The organism is Streptomyces sp. NPDC059743 (assembly GCF_042732975.1).
In the GTDB taxonomy this organism is placed as follows: domain Bacteria; phylum Actinomycetota; class Actinomycetes; order Streptomycetales; family Streptomycetaceae; genus Streptomyces.
Map to the genome: position 1 here is coordinate 71,048 of NZ_JBHWGS010000001.1, position 17,744 is coordinate 88,791.

Here is a 17,744-nt window from a genome sequence, read left to right on the forward strand (position 1 = left end):
CGGCCTGTCCGTACTGCCCGTACTGGTACGGACGTCTGTCCTGGTCAGGTTAGTTGAGTGACGGGACGGTGACACTATGAAGTCGGAAATCGCCGCTCAGGCCGCCACCCCGCCCTCGTCCGCGCCACTGCTTCCGCCCGCCCGGATCAGACTCAGTTCCAGCCATCGCGGCGCGCGCCTCGCGCGGTTGCTCTGTGGTCAGCAGCTCGACGAGTGGGGCATCCCGCAGACCACCGGCACCGCGTCCGCCGTTCTTGCCGTTGTCGCCGAACTGGCGGCGAACGCCGTTACCCATGGGCGTAGTCCTGGGCGGGACTTCGAGGTGCGGCTCGCGCTGACGGATGTCTGTGTCCGGGTCGAGGTTGTTGATACGCGGCCGGACCGTGTCCCGCAGGCCCCGGCCCCCGCCCCCGTCGGCCCGGTCGTGGATGAGTCGACCGGGGGACGAGGGCTGCTGCTGGTCGCGGGCTACGCCGACCGGTGGGGCTGGGCCGTCAGAGACGCTTACACCAAGACCGTCTGGGCCGAGGTGGACCGCTGAGCTGCCCGGTCAGAAGTCGTCGTCGAAGGCGACCGTGCCTTCCACCGCGACCTGGTACGCCGACGGGCGGCGTTCGAAGAAGTTGGTCAGTTCCTGGACGCCCTGGAGTTCCATGAAGGAGAACGGGTTCTGCGCGCCGTACACCGGTGCGAAGCCCAGGCGTTGGAGGCGCTGGTCGGCTACGCATCGCAGGTACTCGCGCATCGACTCGGTGTTCATGCCCGGCAGTCCCTCGCCGCACAGGTCGCGGCCGAATTGCAGCTCCGCCTCCACGGCCTCCTTCAGCATGTCCGTGACCTGCCGCTGGAGGTCGTCGTCGAACAGCTCCGGCTCCTCCTTGCGGACCGTGTCCACGACCTCGAAGGCGAAGTTCATATGCATCGTTTCGTCGCGGAACACCCAGTTGGTGCCGGTGGCCAGACCATGCAGCAGGCCTCGGGAGCGGAACCAGTAGACGTAGGCGAACGCGCCGTAGAAGAACAGTCCCTCGATACAGGCCGCGAAGCAGATCAGATTGAGCAGGAAGCGCCGGCGGTCGGAGCGGGACTCCAGCCGGTCGACCGTCTCGACCGAGTCCATCCAGCGGAAGCAGAACTGCGCCTTCTCACGGATCGACGGGATGTTCTCCACCGCCGCGAAGGCCGCCGCGCGGTCGGCCGGATCGGGGAGATAGGTGTCGAGCAGCGTCAGATAGAACTGGACGTGCACGGCCTCCTCGAAGAGCTGGCGCGAGAGATAGAGCCTGGCCTCGGGCGAGTTGATGTGCCGGTAGAGCGTCAGCACCAGATTGTTCGCCACGATCGAGTCGCCCGTCGCGAAGAACGCGACCAGCCGGCCGATCATGTGCTGCTCGGCGGGCGAGAGCTTGGCGAGATCGGCGACATCGGAGTGCAGATCGACCTCCTCCACCGTCCAGGTGTTCTTGATCGCGTCGCGGTAGCGCTCGTAGAAGTCCGGGTAGCGCATGGGCCTCAGCGTCAGCTCGAAGCCCGGGTCCAGGAGGTTCTTCGTCCGGGCAGTCATCACTGGCACGCCTCGCAGGACTCGGGATTCTCCAGGGAGCAGGCGACGGCGTCCGGCGGTGGCGCCTGTACGGGTACAGGTACGGGTACGGGAGCGTGGCCCGCCGCCCGCGCGATCCTTGTCGCCGGGCGCGAGCGCAGGTAGTACGTCGTCTTGAGGCCCTTCTTCCAGGCGTACGCGTACATCGAGCTCAGCTTGCCGATGGTCGGCGTCTCCAGGAACAGGTTGAGCGACTGGCTCTGGTCCAGGAACGGCGTACGCGCCGCCGCCATGTCGATCAGTCCGCGCTGCGGGATCTCCCACGCCGTGCGGTACAGATCGCGGACCTCCGCCGGGATCCAGCCGAAGCCCGCCACCGAGCCGTTGGACTCGCGCAGCGCCTCGCGCGAGCGCGCGTCCCAGACGCCCAGCCGCTTCAGATCCGCCACCAGATACGAGTTGACCTGGAGGAACTCACCCGACAGCGTCTCGCGCTTGAAGAGATTGGAGACCTGCGGCTCGATGCACTCGTACACACCGGCGATCGAGGCGATGGTCGCCGTCGGCGCGATCGCCAGGAGCAGGGAGTTCCGCATCCCGGTCGCGGCGATACGGGCACGCAGTGCCGCCCAGCGCTCCGGCCAGGCCGGCTCGATGCCGTAGTGGTCCGGGTGCAGTACGCCACGGGCCGCGCGCGTACGGGACCAGGCGGGCAGCGGGCCGTTGCGCTCAGCGAGGTCGCAGGACGCCTCGTACGCGGCGAGCATGATGCGTTCGGCGATCCTGGTGGAGAGCGCGGCGGCCTCGGGCGAGTCGAAGGGCAGCCGCATCTTGAAGAAGACGTCCTGGAGGCCCATCACGCCCAGGCCCACCGGACGCCATTTCGCGTTCGAGTTCGCGGCCTGCTCGGTCGGGTAGTAGTTGATGTCCACCACCCGGTCGAGGAAGGTCACGGCCGTACGGACGGTCTCGTCGAGCCGCTCCCAGTCGATCCCGGCGCCGATCCCGCTGTGGGACTCACCGTCGGTCCCGCCGTCGGTCCCGCCCGGCTCCCGCACGAACGCCGCCAGGTTGACCGAGCCCAGATTGCACACCGCCGTCTCGCCGTCGTCGGTCACCTCCAGGATCTCCGTACAGAGATTGGAGGAGTGGACGACCGCGCCGGGCTCGGCGGTCTGGTTGGCCGTACGGTTCGAGGCGTCCTTGAAGGTCATCCAGCCGTTGCCGGTCTGGGCGAGCGTACGCATCATCCTGCCGTACAGCTCCCGCGCCGGGAGGCTTCTGCGGGCCAGGCCCGCCGCCTCCGCGGCCCGGTACGCCGCGTCGAACTCGTCGCCCCAGAGATCGACCAGTTCCGGTACGTCGACGGGCGAGAAGAGCGACCACTCGCCGTCCGCCTCGACGCGGCGCATGAACTCGTCCGGAATCCAGTGCGCGAGATTCAGATTGTGCGTACGCCGGGCGTCCTCACCGGTGTTGTCGCGCAGTTCGAGGAACTCCTCCAGATCCGCGTGCCAGGTCTCCAGATAGACACAGGCCGCGCCCTTGCGCCGGCCGCCCTGGTTGACCGCGGCCACCGAGGAGTCGAGCGTGCGCAGGAACGGGACGATGCCGTTGGAGTGCCCGTTGGTGCCGCGGATCAGTGAACCGCGCGAGCGGATACGGGAGTACGAGAGGCCGATGCCGCCCGCGTGCTTGGAGAGCCTGGCCACCTGGTGGTAGCGGTCGTAGATGGAGTCCAGCTCGTCGCGCGGCGAGTCCAGCAGATAGCAGGAGGACATCTGAGGATGGCGGGTGCCGGAGTTGAAGAGCGTCGGCGAGGACGGCAGATACTCCAGCCGGCTCATCAGCCGGTACAGCGCGGCGACCTCCTCCAGCGCGCGCACGCTCTCGTCCTCGGCGAGGCCGGACGCCACGCGCAGCAGGAAGTGCTGCGGAGTCTCGATCACCTGACGGGTCAGCGGATGGCGGAGCAGATAGCGGCTGTGGAGCGTACGGAGCCCGAAGTAGCCGAAGCGGTCGTCGGCGGCCAGATCGATCAGCCGGTCGAGGCGGTCGGCGTGGCGCGTGACGAACGCGGCCGTACGGTCGGCGATCAGGCCCTCGCGGAGGCCGGTCGCGACCGACGCCGAGAACGACACCGCGCCCTGGCCCGCGGCCTCGTCGGCGATGGCGCGGGTGAGCAGCCGGGCGGCGAGCCGGGAGTACGCCGGGTCCTCGGAGATCAGCCCTGCCGCCGCCTCGGTGGCGAGCCCGCGCAGCTCGGCCTCGTCCGACGAGGCGTTACGGCCGCGCAGCGCGGCGGCGGCGACTCTGCCGGGATCGGTGTCGGGCAGATCGGCGGTCAGCTCCGTCAAGGTCCGCAGCAAAGCGGTCCCGGTGCCGTCCGTCGACCTGGTGCCGTCCGTCTGCCCGGGGCTGTCCGCCGGTCCGGAGGTCCCGGAGGCGGCTGAAGCCGGTTCGGCTGGCGCGATGGTCACGTGGTGCTCTCCCTCGCTCGGCTCCGGGCCTGTCGCGAGGGATACGGGGGCGCGCACAGCCGTACGGCCCTTTCCAGGGCAGCGCGGAGCACGGCGTCCACCGGCCCATCCGCGAGGCCCGGACGTCTCGGCGCCCGGATCGGTCGAACCGGACGCACCGTCGGCAGGTGTTCGGACTCCTGGACATGACAAAGCACGCCACAGCACACCGTTGCGGGACAGTTCCGGATTCGCACCGGATTCCCCTGCGTCGACAGCGAGGTCGAGCATACATCTGGTGGCCGCTCGCCGTGCCACCCCCCAGATGTAGTGTCCTGCGCGGTCAGTCGCCTCTGGGTATACCGCCGTCGGTGACGCCGTCGAGTTCCAGGGCGTACGCGAGCAGTGGGAGTCCCGGGAGCGGTTCCCAGTCCCGCTCGGGGCTTCTGACAAAGCCCAGGCGCTCATAGATCCGGTGGGCCCGCCGCATGGTCGGCTGCGTCGACAGGACGATCCGTATACAGCCCTCCGTCTCCTGCGCGCGTGCCACACAGGCGCGGACGAGCGCCTCGCCCACGCCTCTGCCCCGGGCCGCCCGGTCGACCGCCAGCATCCGGAACTCGGTCTCGCCGTCCCGCGCTATGTCCGCCCACGGCCCGCCGGCCGGGACATAGGTGACTCCGCCCAGCACCGTGCCGTCCGGGTCCACGGCGGCCAGCACCTCCGCCTCGGCGGCACGCGTGGCCACATCCCGCAGCGTGGGCAGATACGGGTCGTCCTCGCCGAAGTCCAGGTGCCCGTCCACCAGATACGCTTGCGCGGTGATCTCGCCGAGCCGCTCGTACTCGCCGGGCTCGGCCTCCCTGATCGTGAAGTCCATGAACCGAGTGTGCGCCATGGGTACGACAACGGGCCGCCGCGGCCTCCTCACCAGCAAGGAAGCCACAGCGGCCCGAAGCCACAGCGGCCCGAAGCCACAGCGGCCCGAAGCCACAGCGGCCCGTTCGCGACCTGACCTTGGGAAGTCAGCGCACCGCTTCGCCCGACGTCGCCGTCGGCAGTTCCACCCGTACGTCGTCCGAATCGCCCGCGTCCGCCGTGTAGTCGGACGGGCTGGTCTCGTCCACGCCCTCGGGCGCCTTGAGCGCCCGCATGACGAAGGTCAGCACCACCGTCACCACCACATTCAGCACAAACGCGGTGAGGCCGATGTAGCCGATCTCGCCGAGTCCCGGGATCTCCGCCGACGAGCCGCCGAAGTGCTTCTGCGTGGGGCTCGCGACGCCGTACGCCGCGGCCGTGCCGTACACCATGCCGACGCCCCAGCCCACGAGCAGCGCCCAGCGGTGGAACCAGCGGGTGAAGAGCCCGCCGACCAGGGCCGGCATCGTCTGGAGGATCCAGATCCCGCCCAGGAGCTGGAAGTTGATCGCCACCGTCTTGTCCATGGAGAGGACGAAGACCAGCGCGCCCACCTTCACCAGCAGCGAGACGATTTTCGAGACCTTGGTCTCCTGCGCCGGTGTCGCGTCCGGCTTGATGAAGTCCTTGTAGATATTGCGGGTGAAGAGATTGGCCGCCGCGATGGACATGATCGCGGCCGGCACCAGCGCGCCGATACCGATGGCGGCGAAGGCGACGCCCGCGAACCAGTCGGGGAACATGGTCTCGAAGAGCTGCGGGATCGCGAGCTGTCCGTTGTCGACCTTGATGCCGGCGGCGATCGCCATGAAGCCGAGCAGCGCCAGCAGACCCAGCATCAGCGAATACAGCGGCAGGATCGTGGTGTTGCGGCGGATCACATCGCGGCTCCTGCTGGAGAGCGTCGCCGTGATGGAGTGCGGATACATGAAGAGCGCGAGCGCGGAACCGAGCGCCAGCGTGGCGTAGCCCCACTGCCCGGCGTCGCCCGGTACGAGCGCGCCGCGCGGCGCGCCGGTCACCTCATTGGGCTGTGCGAACGCCTCGCCCGCCTTGGCGAAGATGTCGTCGAAGCCGCCCAGCTTGATCGGGATGTAGATGATCGCCACCACGATCACCAGATAGATCAGCGTGTCCTTGACGAAGGCGATCAGCGCGGGCGCGCGCAGTCCGGACGAGTAGGTGTACGCAGCGAGCACACCGAAGGCGATGAGCAGCGGGAGGTCCTTGATGAACCAGTGGGTGCCCTCACCGCCCCCGACGCCCATGACATCCAGCACCGCCTGGATACCCACGAGTTGGAGCGCGATATACGGCATCGTGGCGAGGATGCCGGTGACGGCGACCGCCAGCGAGAGGCCCTTGGAACCGAAGCGTCCCCGGACGAAGTCCGAGGTGGTGACGTATCCGTGCTTGTGCGACACCGACCAGAGCCGCGGCAGGAAGGTGAAGATCAGCGGATAGATGAGAATGGTGTACGGCACGGCGAAGAAGCCGGCCGCGCCCGCCGCGTAGATCGCCGCCGGGACGGCCACGAAGGTGTACGCCGTATAGAGGTCGCCGCCGAGCAGGAACCAGGTGACCCAGGTGCCGAACGACCGGCCGCCGAGGCCCCATTCGTCCAGGCTGTGCTCGTTCTCGGCCTTGCGCCAGCGGGTGGCGAGGAAGCCCATGACCGTGACGGCCAGGAAGAAGAAGATGAAGACGGTGAGCGCGACACCGTTCACGCCGTCGGTCATCGCGACGCACCTCCCTTGCGGGCACTGCCGGCGCCGCGGGCGCGCTGGTCACGCTGCCAGAGTTGGTAGGCGATCATGGTCAGCGCTGTCGAGATCAGCACCCAGGCCATCTGGTACCAGTAGAAGAACGGGATGCCGATGAAGGCCGGATCGGTCTTCGCGTAGGAGCTCACCCAGAGCAGGGCCACGAAGGGCGCGAGGAGACAGAGCGCTATCACCACCCGTAAGGGAGTGACCGTCGGAGCCGGAGGTCGTGTCGTGGGCGGCTTCTCTTCCTGGACTTCTGACACAGCGGATCTGTCCCCTCACTGATCGCCATTGACGAGTGCGCAGGAAATCTACGGCAATGGCATCAGCGGCGGGTAGGCCCGGAACTGTGAAGGACTGGGAGGTGAACGCGGCGGAACCGGGCCCGTGGGCCCGGTTCCTGACCGTACGTCCGGTCGTGCACCACTTCTCAGCGGGCCGGGCGCTTCAGCCGTGCCACGAACTTGTAGCGGTCGCCGCGGTAGACCGAGCGCACCCACTCCACCGGCTCGCCGGCGGCGTCCAGTGAGTGCCGCGAGAGCATCAGCATCGGCAGACCTACATCCGTGCCGAGCAGCCCGGCCTCGCGCGGTGTGGCCAGCGAGGTCTCGATCGTCTCCTCGGCCTCGGCGAGATGGACGTCGTACACCTCGGCCAACGCCGTGTAAAGAGAGGTGTACTTGACGAGTGAGCGGCGCAGGGCGGGGAAGCGCTTGGCCGACAGATGCGTGGTCTCGATGGCCATCGGCTCACCGCTGGCCAGCCGCAGCCGCTCGATACGCAGGACGCGTCCGCCCGTGGTGATGTCGAGCAGTCCGGCGAGCGTGTCATCGGCGGTGACATAGCCGATGTCCAGCAGCTGGGACGTCGGCTCCAGGCCCTGGGCCCGCATGTCCTCGGTGTACGAGGTGAGCTGAAGGGCCTGGGAGACCTTGGGCTTGGCGACAAAGGTGCCCTTGCCCTGGATCCGTTCGAGCCTGCCCTCGACCACCAGCTCCTGGAGCGCCTGGCGCACGGTGGTGCGTGAGGTGTCGAACTCGGCGGCGAGCGTGCGCTCCGGAGGCACCGGCGTGCCGGGCGGAAGAGTTTCCGTCATATCGAGCAAGTGCCGCTTCAGGCGGTAATACTTAGGCACGCGTGCCGTACGGGTGGGGACTCCGTTGTCGGTCTCCGTGACGTTCCCGCTCCCGCCCCCGTCCGCGGCCATGGCCTGCCTTCCCGACTCCTGCGCTGCTGCCGTCACCGGCTCCTCCGTCTGTCGCGGCTCACATGGTGGCACGGTCCGGCCACGGGTCGTCGCCCTCCCTCAGGTGTCGGTCCGATAACGGACACGACTGCCCTTCTTATACACCCTTGACACCCCTAAAGGTCTAGGCCAAGCTCCCCGTACTGGTCTAAACCATTAAAGACCAGGTCCCAGCCCCAGCAGTACTCGTCGTAAGTCTTTGCGGTCTTCGCGGTGGGCAGGGGTTGCAGGCATCCCTGAGGAGGGTGGCGTGAAGCGCAAGCTCATCGCGACGGTCGGCGTCGCAGGCATGATGGTCGGTATGGCCGCGTGTGGCTCGGACGACAGCACGGCGTCGAAGGATCCCAAGGACCGTAAGGAGACGCTGACCGTCTGGCTCATGTCGGACGCGCAGAGCACCTGGCCGGAGCTGGTCAAGGACGTCAACGACCAGTTCAAGGCGAAGTACCCGAACGTCACGGTCAAGGTCCAGTACCAGCAGTGGGCGGACAAGGCCAAGAAGCTCGACGCGGCGCTCGCGGGCGACAAGTTCCCGGACGTGGTCGAGCTGGGCAACACCGAGACGATGACGTACATCCTCAACGGCGCTCTCGGTGAGATCGACCCGGCGAAGTACGAGAACTCGGACACCTGGATCAAGGGTCTGAAGGACACCTGCACCTTCGAGGGCAAGCAGTTCTGTGTCCCCTACTACGCGGGCGCCCGTGTGGCGATCTACAACAAGGACATGTTCAAGGCCGCCACCGGCTCGGACGTGCTGCCCACCACCGAGGCGGACCTGACCAAGGCCCTCGACAAGGTCGGCGCCAAGTACGGCAAGGACAAGGCGTTCTCGCCGCTGTATCTGCCGGGCCGTTACTGGTACGCGGCGATGTCGTACGTCGCGGCGTACGGCGGCAAGGTGGCCACGTACGACGAGAGCGCGAAGGAGTGGAAGGCGAGCCTCTCCACGCCCGAGGCCCAGAAGGGCATCCAGCACTTCGTCGACCTGGTGAACAAGTACAACAACGGCGACAAGACCAAGGACGAGGCGGACCACGCCAACGTCATGGCCAACGAGAAGACCGCGCTTCTCTACGGCAACGGCTGGGAGGCCGGCAGCGTCGTGGACCCGGCGGCGAACGGCAACCCGAAGCTGAAGGACAAGATCGGTACGGCCGGTATGCCCGGTCCCGACGGCAAGGCCCTGCCGTCCTTCATCGGCGGCTCCGACCTCGCGACCATATCCAAGTCCAAGGTCCTGGACCTCGGTGAGGAGTGGATCGCGGCCTTCACCAGCGCCAAGTCGCAGGAGGTCCTGGCCTCCAAGAACATCCTGCCGAACAACACCAAGCAGCTTGAGCCGCTGAAGGCGAAGCCGGAGACCGCACCGATCGCCAACGCCGTTCCGGACGCGTGGTTCACGCCGATCGCCCCGGGCTGGACGGCCATCGAGAAGAAGGAAACTCTCGAGGTCATGCTGCTCGACATCATCAAGGGCAAGTCGGTAGCGGAGGCCACGAAGGCGGCCGACGCGGAGATCGACCAGCTGATCAACGAAGAGTCCTGATCCCGGACTCCCTGAGTCCGAACTCTCCGGACCACCGAACCGGTTGAGACCGAGACTCAGTTGATCGCCTACGGGGGGTGGCGGGCCCGAAAGGGCTCGTCGCCCCCCGTCCTCCGGTACCAGGTCCGAACGGAAGGCAAGCACAGTGAGTGCCGCCGACATGAAAGCAGCCGATCCGCCGGTAACCGTAGCGCGGGTCACCGAAGGCAGCGGCGCTCAGCCGCCCAAGGGCGTGCCGCGCAGAACGCGCCGCAAGGCGGGCGCGCTGCTGCCGTACCTTCTGATAGCACCCGCGTTCGTCGCGATCGCCGCCGTCTTCGCCTGGCCGCTGGTCAAGACGGTCATCATGTCCTTCCAGGATGTCGGCCGGCGCGAACTGTGGACCGGGGAGGCCGCTCCCTGGGTGGGCTTCGAGCAGTTCACCAATATCCTCGGCGACGGCGAGTTCTGGGCCGTCGTCTGGCGGACCGTCATCTTCATGGTCGTCTGTGTGCTGGCCACCATGGTCATCGGCCTCGGTATCTCCATGCTGATGCAGCGCATGGACACCTGGGTACGGCTGCTCCTCACCGCCGCGCTGATCGCCGCCTGGTCGATGCCGCTGCTGGTGACGACCTCCATCTTCCGCTGGTTCGCCGACTCCGACTACGGCGTACTGAACATGGTGCTCACCAAGTACCTCGGAGTGGACGCCCAGGGCCACAACTGGTTCCTCGATCCGGTACAGGGCTTTCTGATCATCGGCGCGGTCGTCGTCTGGGGCGCCATCCCGTTCGTCGCCGTCACGCTCTACGCGGCGCTGACCCAGGTCCCCAAGGAGCTGGAGGAGGCGGCGGCGCTCGACGGAGCCGGTGTGGCGGGAGTCTTCCGCTATGTCACCTGGCCGGTCATCAAGCCGGTCTTCCAGATGGTGGGCACCCTGTCCGTACTGTGGGACTTCAATGTCTTCGGCCAGATCTTCCTGATCCGCGGCAACAAGCCGGAGCCGGAGTACACGGTCCTCGGCATCTACTCGTTCGAGAAGGCATTCGAGTCCAACTCGTTCAGCCAGGGCGCGGCCATCTCCCTGATCACGGTCCTGCTGCTCTCCGGCGTCGCTGTGTACTACCTGCGCCAGCTGCTCAAGATCGGAGAGGTCGAATGAGCGCCTCCACCACCCAGGCCGACTCCCAGGCCACCGCAAAGGCCGGCTCGCAGGCCCGCCCGCAGGACCGGACCCAGGTCCTGCGCCCGGACCGTAAGAAGAACCGGCTCGGCTACAACATCGTCGGTCTGGCCGTCTTCGTCGTCATGGCCTTCCCGGTCTACTGGCTGGTCATCAGCTCGCTGCGGCCCAACCATGAGATCCGCAGCTACGACCAGACGCTCTGGCCCTCGTCGCTCACCCTCGACAACTTCCAGCGGGCGGTGAACCAGCCGAACTTCGCCACCGCCATCCAGTCCAGCCTCATCATCTGCGGTGTCGCGGTCCTCGGAGGCATGCTGCTTGCCACCATCGCCGCCTTCTCCATCGCCCGGTTCCGGTTCCGCGGCCGTAAGTTCTTCATGATCGTGCTGCTGACCGTCCAGCTCGTACCGCCGACGGCCATGCTGATCCCTCTTTACATCCAGCTCAACGATCTGGGCGGGCTGAACGAGTACTGGGGCGTCATCGTCGTCTATCTCGTCACGACACTGCCCTTCGCGACCTGGATGATCCGCGGCTTCGTCATCAATATCCCGCCGGAGCTGGAGGAGTCCGCGATGGTGGACGGATGCAGCCGGACCGGCGCCTTCTGGCGGGTGACATTCCCGCTGCTCGCGCCCGGTCTCGCCGCCGCGGCGATCTTCTCTCTGATCACGGCGTGGAACGAGTACCTGCTCGCCTATGTCGTCCTCCAGGACAACGAGAAGTACACGCTCAACGTGTGGCTGATGAACTTCACCACCTCACGCGGTGTCGACTACGGAGCCCTGATGGCCGCCTCGACGCTGATCGCCATTCCGGTCGTGGCCTTCTTCCTTCTCGTGCAGAAGTACATGGCGACCGGCCTCACCTCCGGCGCAGTGAAGGGTTGATCCGCCGATGACCACACTCGTAAGCGGTACGGACACCCTCACCCGCGACGCCCTCGCCGTCCTCCAGCCCGGATTCCTCGGCACCACCGCTCCGGCATGGCTGCTGCGGCACATCGGCGAGGGCCTCACCTCCGTCGGTCTCTTCGGCCGCAACATCTCCTCGCCGGACCAGCTCGCCGCGCTCACCGCGCAGCTCCGGGCGGTACGGGACGACGTCCTCGTCGCGATCGACGAGGAGGGCGGCGATGTCACCCGGCTGGAGGTCAGGCACGGCTCCTCCTTCCCGGGCAACCACGCACTCGGCGCGGTGGACGACACCGGGCTGACCCGGGCCGTCGCCCAGGAGCTGGGCCACAGGCTCGCCGAATGCGGTGTGAACCTCAACTGGGCTCCTTCCGCGGACGTCAACTCCAACCGTGACAATCCGGTGATCGGTGTACGGTCCTTCGGCGCAGATCCGGCGCTGGTGGCCCGGCACACCGCCGCGTATGTCGAGGGCCTCCAGAGCGCCGGCGTCGCCGCCTGCACCAAGCACTTCCCCGGCCATGGCGACACCGCCGTCGACTCGCACCACGCGATGCCGCGTATCGATGTGGACCTGGACACAGTGCACGCCCGTGACCTGCTGCCTTTCCGGGCGGCGATCGCCGCGGGTTCCAAATGCGTCATGAGCGCGCATATCCTGCTTCCCGCGCTCGACCCGAACCGCCCGGCGACTCTCAGCCCGCAGATCCTCACCGGACTGCTGCGCGAGGAGCTGGGCTTCGAGGGCCTGATCGTCACCGACGGCATGGAGATGCAGGCCATCGCCGCGACGTACGGAATCGAGCGCGGCTCTGTCCTCGCGATCGCCGCGGGCGCCGACGCCATCTGTGTCGGCGGCGGCCTGGCGGACGAGGACACCGTACTGCGGCTGCGCGACGCCCTGGTCGCGGCGGTACGGAGCGGTGATCTGCCCGAGGAGCGACTGGCCGACGCTGCCGCGCGTGTGCGCGGTCTCGCCGACTGGACACTGCGGGCCAGGGGGGCTCGGGGGGCTTCGGAGCCGGGCGCGGATTCACAGGAGGGGACCGCGCCCGGCACCGCGATCGGTCTGGTGGCGGCCCGGCGCGCGCTGCGGGTGACCGGGACGGCGAAGCCGCTCGACACCGCGCCGTTCGTCGCGGCCTTCACTCCCGTCGCGAACATCGCCGTCGGGGACGAGACGCCGTGGGGTGTCGCGGCGGAGCTGGGACGGCTGCTTCCCGGTACGGAGACGGTCTCGTACAGCGGCGCCGGTATCGCGGGCACGGGCACGGACGCGCTGGTCGCACGGGTGCTCGCGGCGGCGGGTGACCGTACGGTCGTCGCCGTCGTACGCGATGTCCACCGGCACGCCTGGATGGCGGACGCCCTGGACGCCCTGCTCGCCGCCCGTCCCGAGACGGTCGTGGTGGAGATGGGCCTGAACGAGGCGGAGCCCAGAGGAGCCCTGCATATCGCGACCTACGGGGCCGCGCGGGTGTGCGGACAGGCCGCCGCGGAGGTCATCGCGGGACGCTAGCGCTGTACTCGGTCCTGGTGCTGTGCCTCAGGCGCCGGACGGGCGCTGTGTTCTGTCCTCAGACGCCGGACGGGCTGCGAATCAGCCCGTCCGGCGCCTGAGGACACCGCGAGGTCAGATGCCCTGCCAGCTCGGCTTCGCGGCGAAGGTGTCACGGAAGTAGTCGGCCAGCTTCAGCTTCGACGCGGCGGCCTCGTCCACGACGACCGTCGCGTGCGGATGGAGCTGGAGCGCCGAGGCCGGTACCACCGCGGCGAGCGGGCCCTCGACGGCCTGCGCCACCGCCTCGGCCTTGCCCTCGCCGGTGGCGAGCAGCACCAGATGGCGGGCCTCCAGGATCGTGCCGATGCCCTGGGTGATGACATGGTGCGGCACCTCCTCGGGACTGTCGAAGAAGCGCGCGTTGTCCGCCCTCGTCTGGCGCGTGAGCGTCTTGATCCGGGTGCGCGAGACGAGCGAGGAGCAGGGCTCGTTGAAGCCTATGTGCCCGTCCGTGCCGATACCGAGGAGCTGGAGATCCACGCCGCCGGCCTCGGCGAGCGCGCGGTCGTACGCCTCGCACGCCGCCTGGACGTCCTCGGCGCTGCCGTCCGGGCCCATGAAGGCGCTCTCCGGCAGGCCCAGCGGCTCCACCACCTCGCGCAGCACGACCGAGCGGTACGACTCGGGATGGCCGGCGGGCAGTCCCACGTACTCGTCGAGCTGGGCGATCCGCGCGGCCGAGGCGTCCACGGCGCCGGAGCGGACCTTGGCCGTCAGGGCCTGATAGATGGGCAGCGGGCTCGAACCGGTGGCCACGCCCAGCAGGGCGTCGCGCTTGCGGCGCAGCAGGGCGGCGATGCTCTCCGCGATGAGTTCGCCGCCTGCCGTCGCGTCCTGGACGATGACAACTTCCACGCTGGGCCTGCCGATCTGATGGTGTGTCCGATGTGGTATAGACCAATCTAGCAGAGGCGCCCTGCCGGACGAAGAGCCTCCGGAACAGGTCCTGGCCGTTCATGTCGGCTGGCGTGGCCTCGGACCTCCGTGGTCGACTGGGCTGGCGGAAGCCTTCGAGGAGAAGGGGAGAAACCACCATGTCGGCCGTGTTTTCGCCTCAGGAGCCTCAGGAGCCGGACGAGGGCGAGCCGCCGGGCCGGATCATGTCCGGCGAGATCGCGGAGCAGCCCGCGGTGCTCCGGCGCGTCCTGCGCGACGGCGCGCCCCGGATCCGCGAGGTGGCGGCGGCGATCGCGGCGCGGAGCCCGCGTTTCGTACTGCTCACCGCCCGCGGTACGTCGGACAACGCGGCGCTCTACGCGAAGTATCTGCTGGAGATCCGGCTCGGCCTGCCCTGCGGTCTGGCCTCCATGTCCACCACGACGGCGTACGGCGCCAAGCCGGACCTCACCGATGTGCTGGTCGTCACCGTCAGCCAGTCGGGCGGCTCGCCGGATCTGGTGGCCTCCACCCGGGCGGCCCGGGACGCCGGCGCGGTCACGCTCGCGGTCACCAACAGCCCGGACTCACCGCTGGCCGCCGTGTCCGAGTTCCATGTCGACATCCTGGCGGGCCCGGAGCGTGCGCTTCCCGCCACCAAGACGTACACGGCCTCGCTGCTCGCGCTTTATCTCTTTGTCGAGGGACTCGGCGGCGGTGACGGCGCGGCGGCCGGTGTCCTGCCGGATCTCGCCGAGCGGATCCTCGCGCGCCGGGACGAGGTACGGACGCTCGCCTCCCGCTACCGCTTCGCCGAACGGATGGTCATCACCTCCCGTGGCTACGGCTATCCGACGGCCAAGGAGGCGGCCCTGAAGCTGATGGAGACCAGCTATATCCCGGCGCTCGCGTACTCCGGCGCGGATCTGCTGCACGGCCCGCTGGCGATGGTCGACAACATCTCGCCGGTGATCGCCGTCGTCCCCGACGGCAAGGGCGGCGAGGCCCTGCGGCCGGTGCTGGAACGGCTGCGCGGCCGGGGCGCCGATCTGTTCGTGGTCGGCCCGGCGGCGGAGGTGGAGACGGCGTCGGCGGGCTTCGCGCTCCCTACGGACGGCGTTCCCGAGGAGCTCCAGCCGGTCCTGGAGATTCTGCCGCTCCAGCTTCTGGCGTACGAGGTGACCATCGCCAGAGGCCAGGACCCGGACGCTCCCAGGGCCCTCGCGAAGGTCACGGAGACCCGTTGAAGACACTGACAGCGCTGACGGCACTGATGGCGCCGACGGTACGGACGGCATCGGCGGGCTGCTCACCCGCGGGCCGCGGCGCCGCGACGGGACCCTCAACCCGTCCGGCACCGCAGCCCGGAGTTGCTCGGCCGACGGGTGTGCGGTCCCGTTCGGCCGTGGGAGAGGTTCCGCCGCAGTCAGGGCAGAGAGCGCCGGCACCTCGGTCCACCCTCCTGTGCGGGGAGAGTGGAGGCTCTATAGCGTCATTGTGGACTAGACCATTCTTCGCTGTCCATGCGTGTGCCGAGCCTATTTCCCCGCGGCCGTTCGCGACAGACCACAGTTCGTGCCGGTTGTTGCCGCGCGGGTACGCTCGCCTGTGTGCCCTCCATGAACGACCTCGTACGACAGCACACAGCCCTCAGTGAGTCTGACCTCGAGTGGCTGCATCTGCTGGTCTCGGAGTGGCAGCTCCTCTCCGATCTCTCCTTCGCCGATCTCGTCCTCTGGGTGCCCACCCGGGACGGCACCCGCTATGTGTCCGTCGCCCAGATGCGTCCCAACACCGGTCCCACCTCCTACCAGGACGACATGGTCGGCCATCTCGTGCCCAGGGGCCGCAGACCGCTGCTGGACGCGGCGCTGGACGAGGGACGCATCGTCAGGGAGGGCGATCCCGAGTGGCGCGAGGAGGTGCCGGTACGGGTCGAGTCCATTCCCGTACGGCGTGAGGGCCGCGTCCTCGGAGTCATCGCGCGCAATACGAATCTGCTCACCGTCCGCACGCCCAGCCGGCTGGAGCTGACCTATCTCCAGTCCGCCTCCGATCTGGCCCAGATGATCGCCGCAGGATCCTTTCCCTTCCCGGGCCAGCAGGTCGACATGGACGCCTCACCGCGCGTGGGCGACGGACTGATCCGGCTCGACGCCGAGGGAGTCGTCCAGTACGCGAGCCCCAATGCCCTCTCCGCGTACCACCGGCTGGGACTCGCCTCCGATCTGGTCGGCCATCACCTCGGCAGGACCACCGATGAACTGGCCCCGGCCCGTGGCCCGGTGGACGAGGCGATCGTCAAACTCGCCAGCGGCTACGCGCCCAGGGAGACCGAGGTCGAGGGCAGCGGCGGTGTCATCCAGCTCCGCGCGATCCCGCTCAAGCCCAAGGGCACCCGGATCGGCTCGCTGGTGCTGCTCCGGGACGTCACGGAACTCCGGCGCCGCGAGCGTGAGTTGATCACCAAGGACGCCACCATCCGGGAGATCCATCACCGGGTGAAGAACAATCTCCAGACCGTCGCAGCGCTGCTCCGTCTCCAGGCCCGGCGAATGGATTCACCACAGGGCCGGGAGGCCCTGGACGAGGCTGTACGGCGCGTCGGTTCGATCGCGATCGTGCATGAGACGCTGTCCCAGAATCTGGACGAGCGGGTGGAGTTCGACGAGATCGCCGACCGGGTGCTGGCGATGGTCGCCGAGATCTCACCGGGCACGGTCGTCTGCCGCCGCACTGGCCGGTTCGGCATCCTCGACGCCGAAGTCGCCACTCCGCTCTCGATGGTGCTCACCGAGATTCTCCAGAACGCCCTGGAACATGCCTTCGCGCCGGGCGAGCAGGGCCGGGTCGATGTCTCGGTGGTCCGCAGCGGCGCCCGCGGCGGTGAACTGGCCAAGAAGCGTGGCGACGGCCCTCGTTCGGACGGCCGGCTGCTGATCACCGTCCAGGACGACGGACGCGGTCTGCCCGAGGGATTCGATCCGCGGCGGGCCGGCAATCTGGGGCTCCAGATCGTACGGACGCTGGTGGAGGGCGAGTTGGGCGGCGGCTTCGACATGGTGCCGGCGCCGGTGCGCGGTACGCGCGTCGTACTGGACATTCCGGTGGAGCCGCAGAAATAGCCGTACGGGAAGCAGCCGTAAGAGAAGTAGCCGTACGGATGGTGTACGCGGCGGCGAGTTGACACAGACAGGCAGCCGGTCGGTCGGGCGCCCGGCAGGAACAGCGAACAGCAGCGAGCCCCGGGCCGTGGTGACGGTCCGGGGCTCGGCTCGAAGCTCACTGGGCGATGCGCATCGGGGGGTACTGCGCGCTGCGGTTCGGGGGCGGGGCTATGCGTACACGCTGTACGCTCCGCCGGGCTGAGGCTCGTGCAGGGTGCTTCAGGCGGTCGCGTTACGCGCCCGGTTGCGAGCGGCGCGGCGCTTCATAGCGCGGCGCTCGTCCTCGCTGAGGCCACCCCAGACACCCGAGTCCTGGCCGGACTCGAGCGCCCACTGCAGACACTGCTCCATGACGGGGCAGCGACGGCAGACGGCCTTGGCTTCCTCGATCTGCAGCAGCGCAGGACCGGTGTTGCCGATGGGGAAGAACAGCTCGGGGTCTTCCTCGCGGCAAACGGCGTTGTGACGCCAGTCCATGGCTGCTACCTCTCTTGGTATTACGTGCAGATTGCTTGTGAATGTGAACGCTTTCACGAATCCCTCGACAAGGGAAGGGCCGACCGCCAGATGGACT

Annotated in this window: 15 protein-coding genes and 1 riboswitch; of the genes, 7 read left to right on the plus strand and 8 right to left on the minus strand. The window is 68.3% G+C overall.

All coding sequences use genetic code 11. From position 1 onward, the window contains the following. Positions 1 to 76 precede the first annotated feature (76 nt). Positions 77 to 541: an ATP-binding protein gene (locus tag ACFV6H_RS00330; protein WP_385536694.1), complete on the plus strand. Its 465-nt coding sequence runs from the start codon at positions 77 to 79 to the stop codon at positions 539 to 541. A gap of 9 nt (positions 542 to 550) precedes the next feature. Here the strand turns inward: ACFV6H_RS00330 and ACFV6H_RS00335 are convergent, their stop codons facing one another. The 6 genes from ACFV6H_RS00335 to ACFV6H_RS00360 all read right to left on the minus strand — a co-directional run bounded on the left by ACFV6H_RS00335 (position 551) and on the right by ACFV6H_RS00360 (position 7,896). Further along, positions 551 to 1,564: a ribonucleotide-diphosphate reductase subunit beta gene (locus tag ACFV6H_RS00335; protein WP_385536696.1), complete on the minus strand. Its 1,014-nt coding sequence runs from the start codon at positions 1,562 to 1,564 to the stop codon at positions 551 to 553. Beyond that, on the minus strand, positions 1,564 to 4,023 hold the full coding sequence (locus ACFV6H_RS00340; protein ID WP_385536700.1) for a ribonucleoside-diphosphate reductase subunit alpha: 2,460 nt from the start codon (positions 4,021 to 4,023) through the stop codon (positions 1,564 to 1,566). The genes ACFV6H_RS00335 and ACFV6H_RS00340 overlap by 1 nt, the downstream gene beginning before the upstream one ends. Before the next feature lie 144 nt (positions 4,024 to 4,167). Continuing rightward, positions 4,168 to 4,310: riboswitch (cobalamin riboswitch) on the minus strand. A gap of 35 nt (positions 4,311 to 4,345) precedes the next feature. Next, positions 4,346 to 4,882 carry a GNAT family N-acetyltransferase gene (locus ACFV6H_RS00345; RefSeq protein ID WP_385536703.1) on the minus strand — a complete coding sequence of 179 codons (537 nt, stop codon included), beginning with the start codon at positions 4,880 to 4,882 and terminating at the stop codon, positions 4,346 to 4,348. Positions 4,883 to 5,027: 145 nt separating this feature from the next. Then, positions 5,028 to 6,662, minus strand: a complete 1,635-nt coding sequence (gene mctP / locus ACFV6H_RS00350; RefSeq protein ID WP_385536706.1) for a monocarboxylate uptake permease MctP — start codon at positions 6,660 to 6,662, stop codon at positions 5,028 to 5,030. After that, the gene (locus ACFV6H_RS00355) at positions 6,659 to 6,952 is read right to left on the minus strand and encodes a DUF3311 domain-containing protein (RefSeq protein ID WP_384976204.1); all 294 of its coding nucleotides are present in this window, start codon (positions 6,950 to 6,952) and stop codon (positions 6,659 to 6,661) included. Before ACFV6H_RS00355 ends, mctP begins: the two co-directional genes overlap by 4 nt. 167 nt (positions 6,953 to 7,119) lie before the next feature. Then, positions 7,120 to 7,896: a GntR family transcriptional regulator gene (locus ACFV6H_RS00360; RefSeq protein WP_384976282.1), complete on the minus strand. Its 777-nt coding sequence runs from the start codon at positions 7,894 to 7,896 to the stop codon at positions 7,120 to 7,122. 289 nt (positions 7,897 to 8,185) lie between these two features. Here ACFV6H_RS00360 and ACFV6H_RS00365 point away from each other — a divergent pair, with 289 nt between their 5' ends. From ACFV6H_RS00365 to ACFV6H_RS00380, 4 genes are all read left to right on the plus strand, one after another. Then, entirely contained in the window at positions 8,186 to 9,484 is a 1,299-nt protein-coding gene (locus ACFV6H_RS00365) for a sugar ABC transporter substrate-binding protein (RefSeq protein ID WP_093597060.1), read from the plus strand. A gap of 145 nt (positions 9,485 to 9,629) precedes the next feature. Further along, positions 9,630 to 10,628, plus strand: coding sequence for a carbohydrate ABC transporter permease (locus tag ACFV6H_RS00370; protein WP_385536710.1), 999 nt, complete (start codon positions 9,630 to 9,632; stop codon positions 10,626 to 10,628). Further along, entirely contained in the window at positions 10,625 to 11,542 is a 918-nt protein-coding gene (locus ACFV6H_RS00375) for a carbohydrate ABC transporter permease (RefSeq protein WP_385536713.1), read from the plus strand. The genes ACFV6H_RS00370 and ACFV6H_RS00375 overlap by 4 nt, the downstream gene beginning before the upstream one ends. Before the next feature lie 7 nt (positions 11,543 to 11,549). Further along, positions 11,550 to 13,085, plus strand: a complete 1,536-nt coding sequence (locus tag ACFV6H_RS00380) for a glycoside hydrolase family 3 protein (RefSeq protein ID WP_385536716.1) — start codon at positions 11,550 to 11,552, stop codon at positions 13,083 to 13,085. 114 nt (positions 13,086 to 13,199) lie between these two features. Here the strand turns inward: ACFV6H_RS00380 and nagB are convergent, their stop codons facing one another. Beyond that, positions 13,200 to 13,982, minus strand: coding sequence for a glucosamine-6-phosphate deaminase (gene nagB / locus ACFV6H_RS00385; protein ID WP_093597594.1), 783 nt, complete (start codon positions 13,980 to 13,982; stop codon positions 13,200 to 13,202). Positions 13,983 to 14,161: 179 nt separating this feature from the next. On the opposite strand from nagB, the gene ACFV6H_RS00390 reads away from it, so the two are divergent. Together ACFV6H_RS00390 and ACFV6H_RS00395 are read left to right on the plus strand one after the other, a co-directional pair. Further along, positions 14,162 to 15,250, plus strand: a complete 1,089-nt coding sequence (locus ACFV6H_RS00390) for an SIS domain-containing protein (RefSeq protein WP_385536720.1) — start codon at positions 14,162 to 14,164, stop codon at positions 15,248 to 15,250. A 372-nt stretch (positions 15,251 to 15,622) separates the two neighbouring features. Further along, complete coding sequence (locus ACFV6H_RS00395) at positions 15,623 to 17,128, plus strand: PAS domain-containing sensor histidine kinase (RefSeq protein ID WP_385537878.1); 1,506 nt, start codon at positions 15,623 to 15,625, stop codon at positions 17,126 to 17,128. A 261-nt stretch (positions 17,129 to 17,389) separates the two neighbouring features. Here the strand turns inward: ACFV6H_RS00395 and ACFV6H_RS00400 are convergent, their stop codons facing one another. Next, a complete protein-coding gene (locus ACFV6H_RS00400) occupies positions 17,390 to 17,647 on the minus strand; it encodes a WhiB family transcriptional regulator (protein WP_004937597.1) in 258 nt (85 codons plus the stop codon). Positions 17,648 to 17,744: the final 97 nt, after the last annotated feature.

What these genes read in the sequence shown, in the direction of transcription:
- ACFV6H_RS00345 (WP_385536703.1), bottom strand. Translation starts at nt 4,882, where the DNA reads ATGGACTTCACGATCAGGGAGGCCGAGCCCGGCGAGTACGAGCGGCTC.
- ACFV6H_RS00390 (WP_385536720.1), top strand. Translation starts at nt 14,162, where the DNA reads ATGTCGGCCGTGTTTTCGCCTCAGGAGCCTCAGGAGCCGGACGAGGGC.
- ACFV6H_RS00380 (WP_385536716.1), top strand. Translation starts at nt 11,550, where the DNA reads ATGACCACACTCGTAAGCGGTACGGACACCCTCACCCGCGACGCCCTC.
- ACFV6H_RS00360 (WP_384976282.1), bottom strand. Translation starts at nt 7,896, where the DNA reads ATGGCCGCGGACGGGGGCGGGAGCGGGAACGTCACGGAGACCGACAAC.
- ACFV6H_RS00375 (WP_385536713.1), top strand. Translation starts at nt 10,625, where the DNA reads ATGAGCGCCTCCACCACCCAGGCCGACTCCCAGGCCACCGCAAAGGCC.
- ACFV6H_RS00335 (WP_385536696.1), bottom strand. Translation starts at nt 1,564, where the DNA reads ATGACTGCCCGGACGAAGAACCTCCTGGACCCGGGCTTCGAGCTGACG.
- ACFV6H_RS00395 (WP_385537878.1), top strand. Translation starts at nt 15,623, where the DNA reads ATGAACGACCTCGTACGACAGCACACAGCCCTCAGTGAGTCTGACCTC.
- mctP (WP_385536706.1), bottom strand. Translation starts at nt 6,662, where the DNA reads ATGACCGACGGCGTGAACGGTGTCGCGCTCACCGTCTTCATCTTCTTC.
- ACFV6H_RS00400 (WP_004937597.1), bottom strand. Translation starts at nt 17,647, where the DNA reads ATGGACTGGCGTCACAACGCCGTTTGCCGCGAGGAAGACCCCGAGCTG.
- ACFV6H_RS00330 (WP_385536694.1), top strand. Translation starts at nt 77, where the DNA reads ATGAAGTCGGAAATCGCCGCTCAGGCCGCCACCCCGCCCTCGTCCGCG.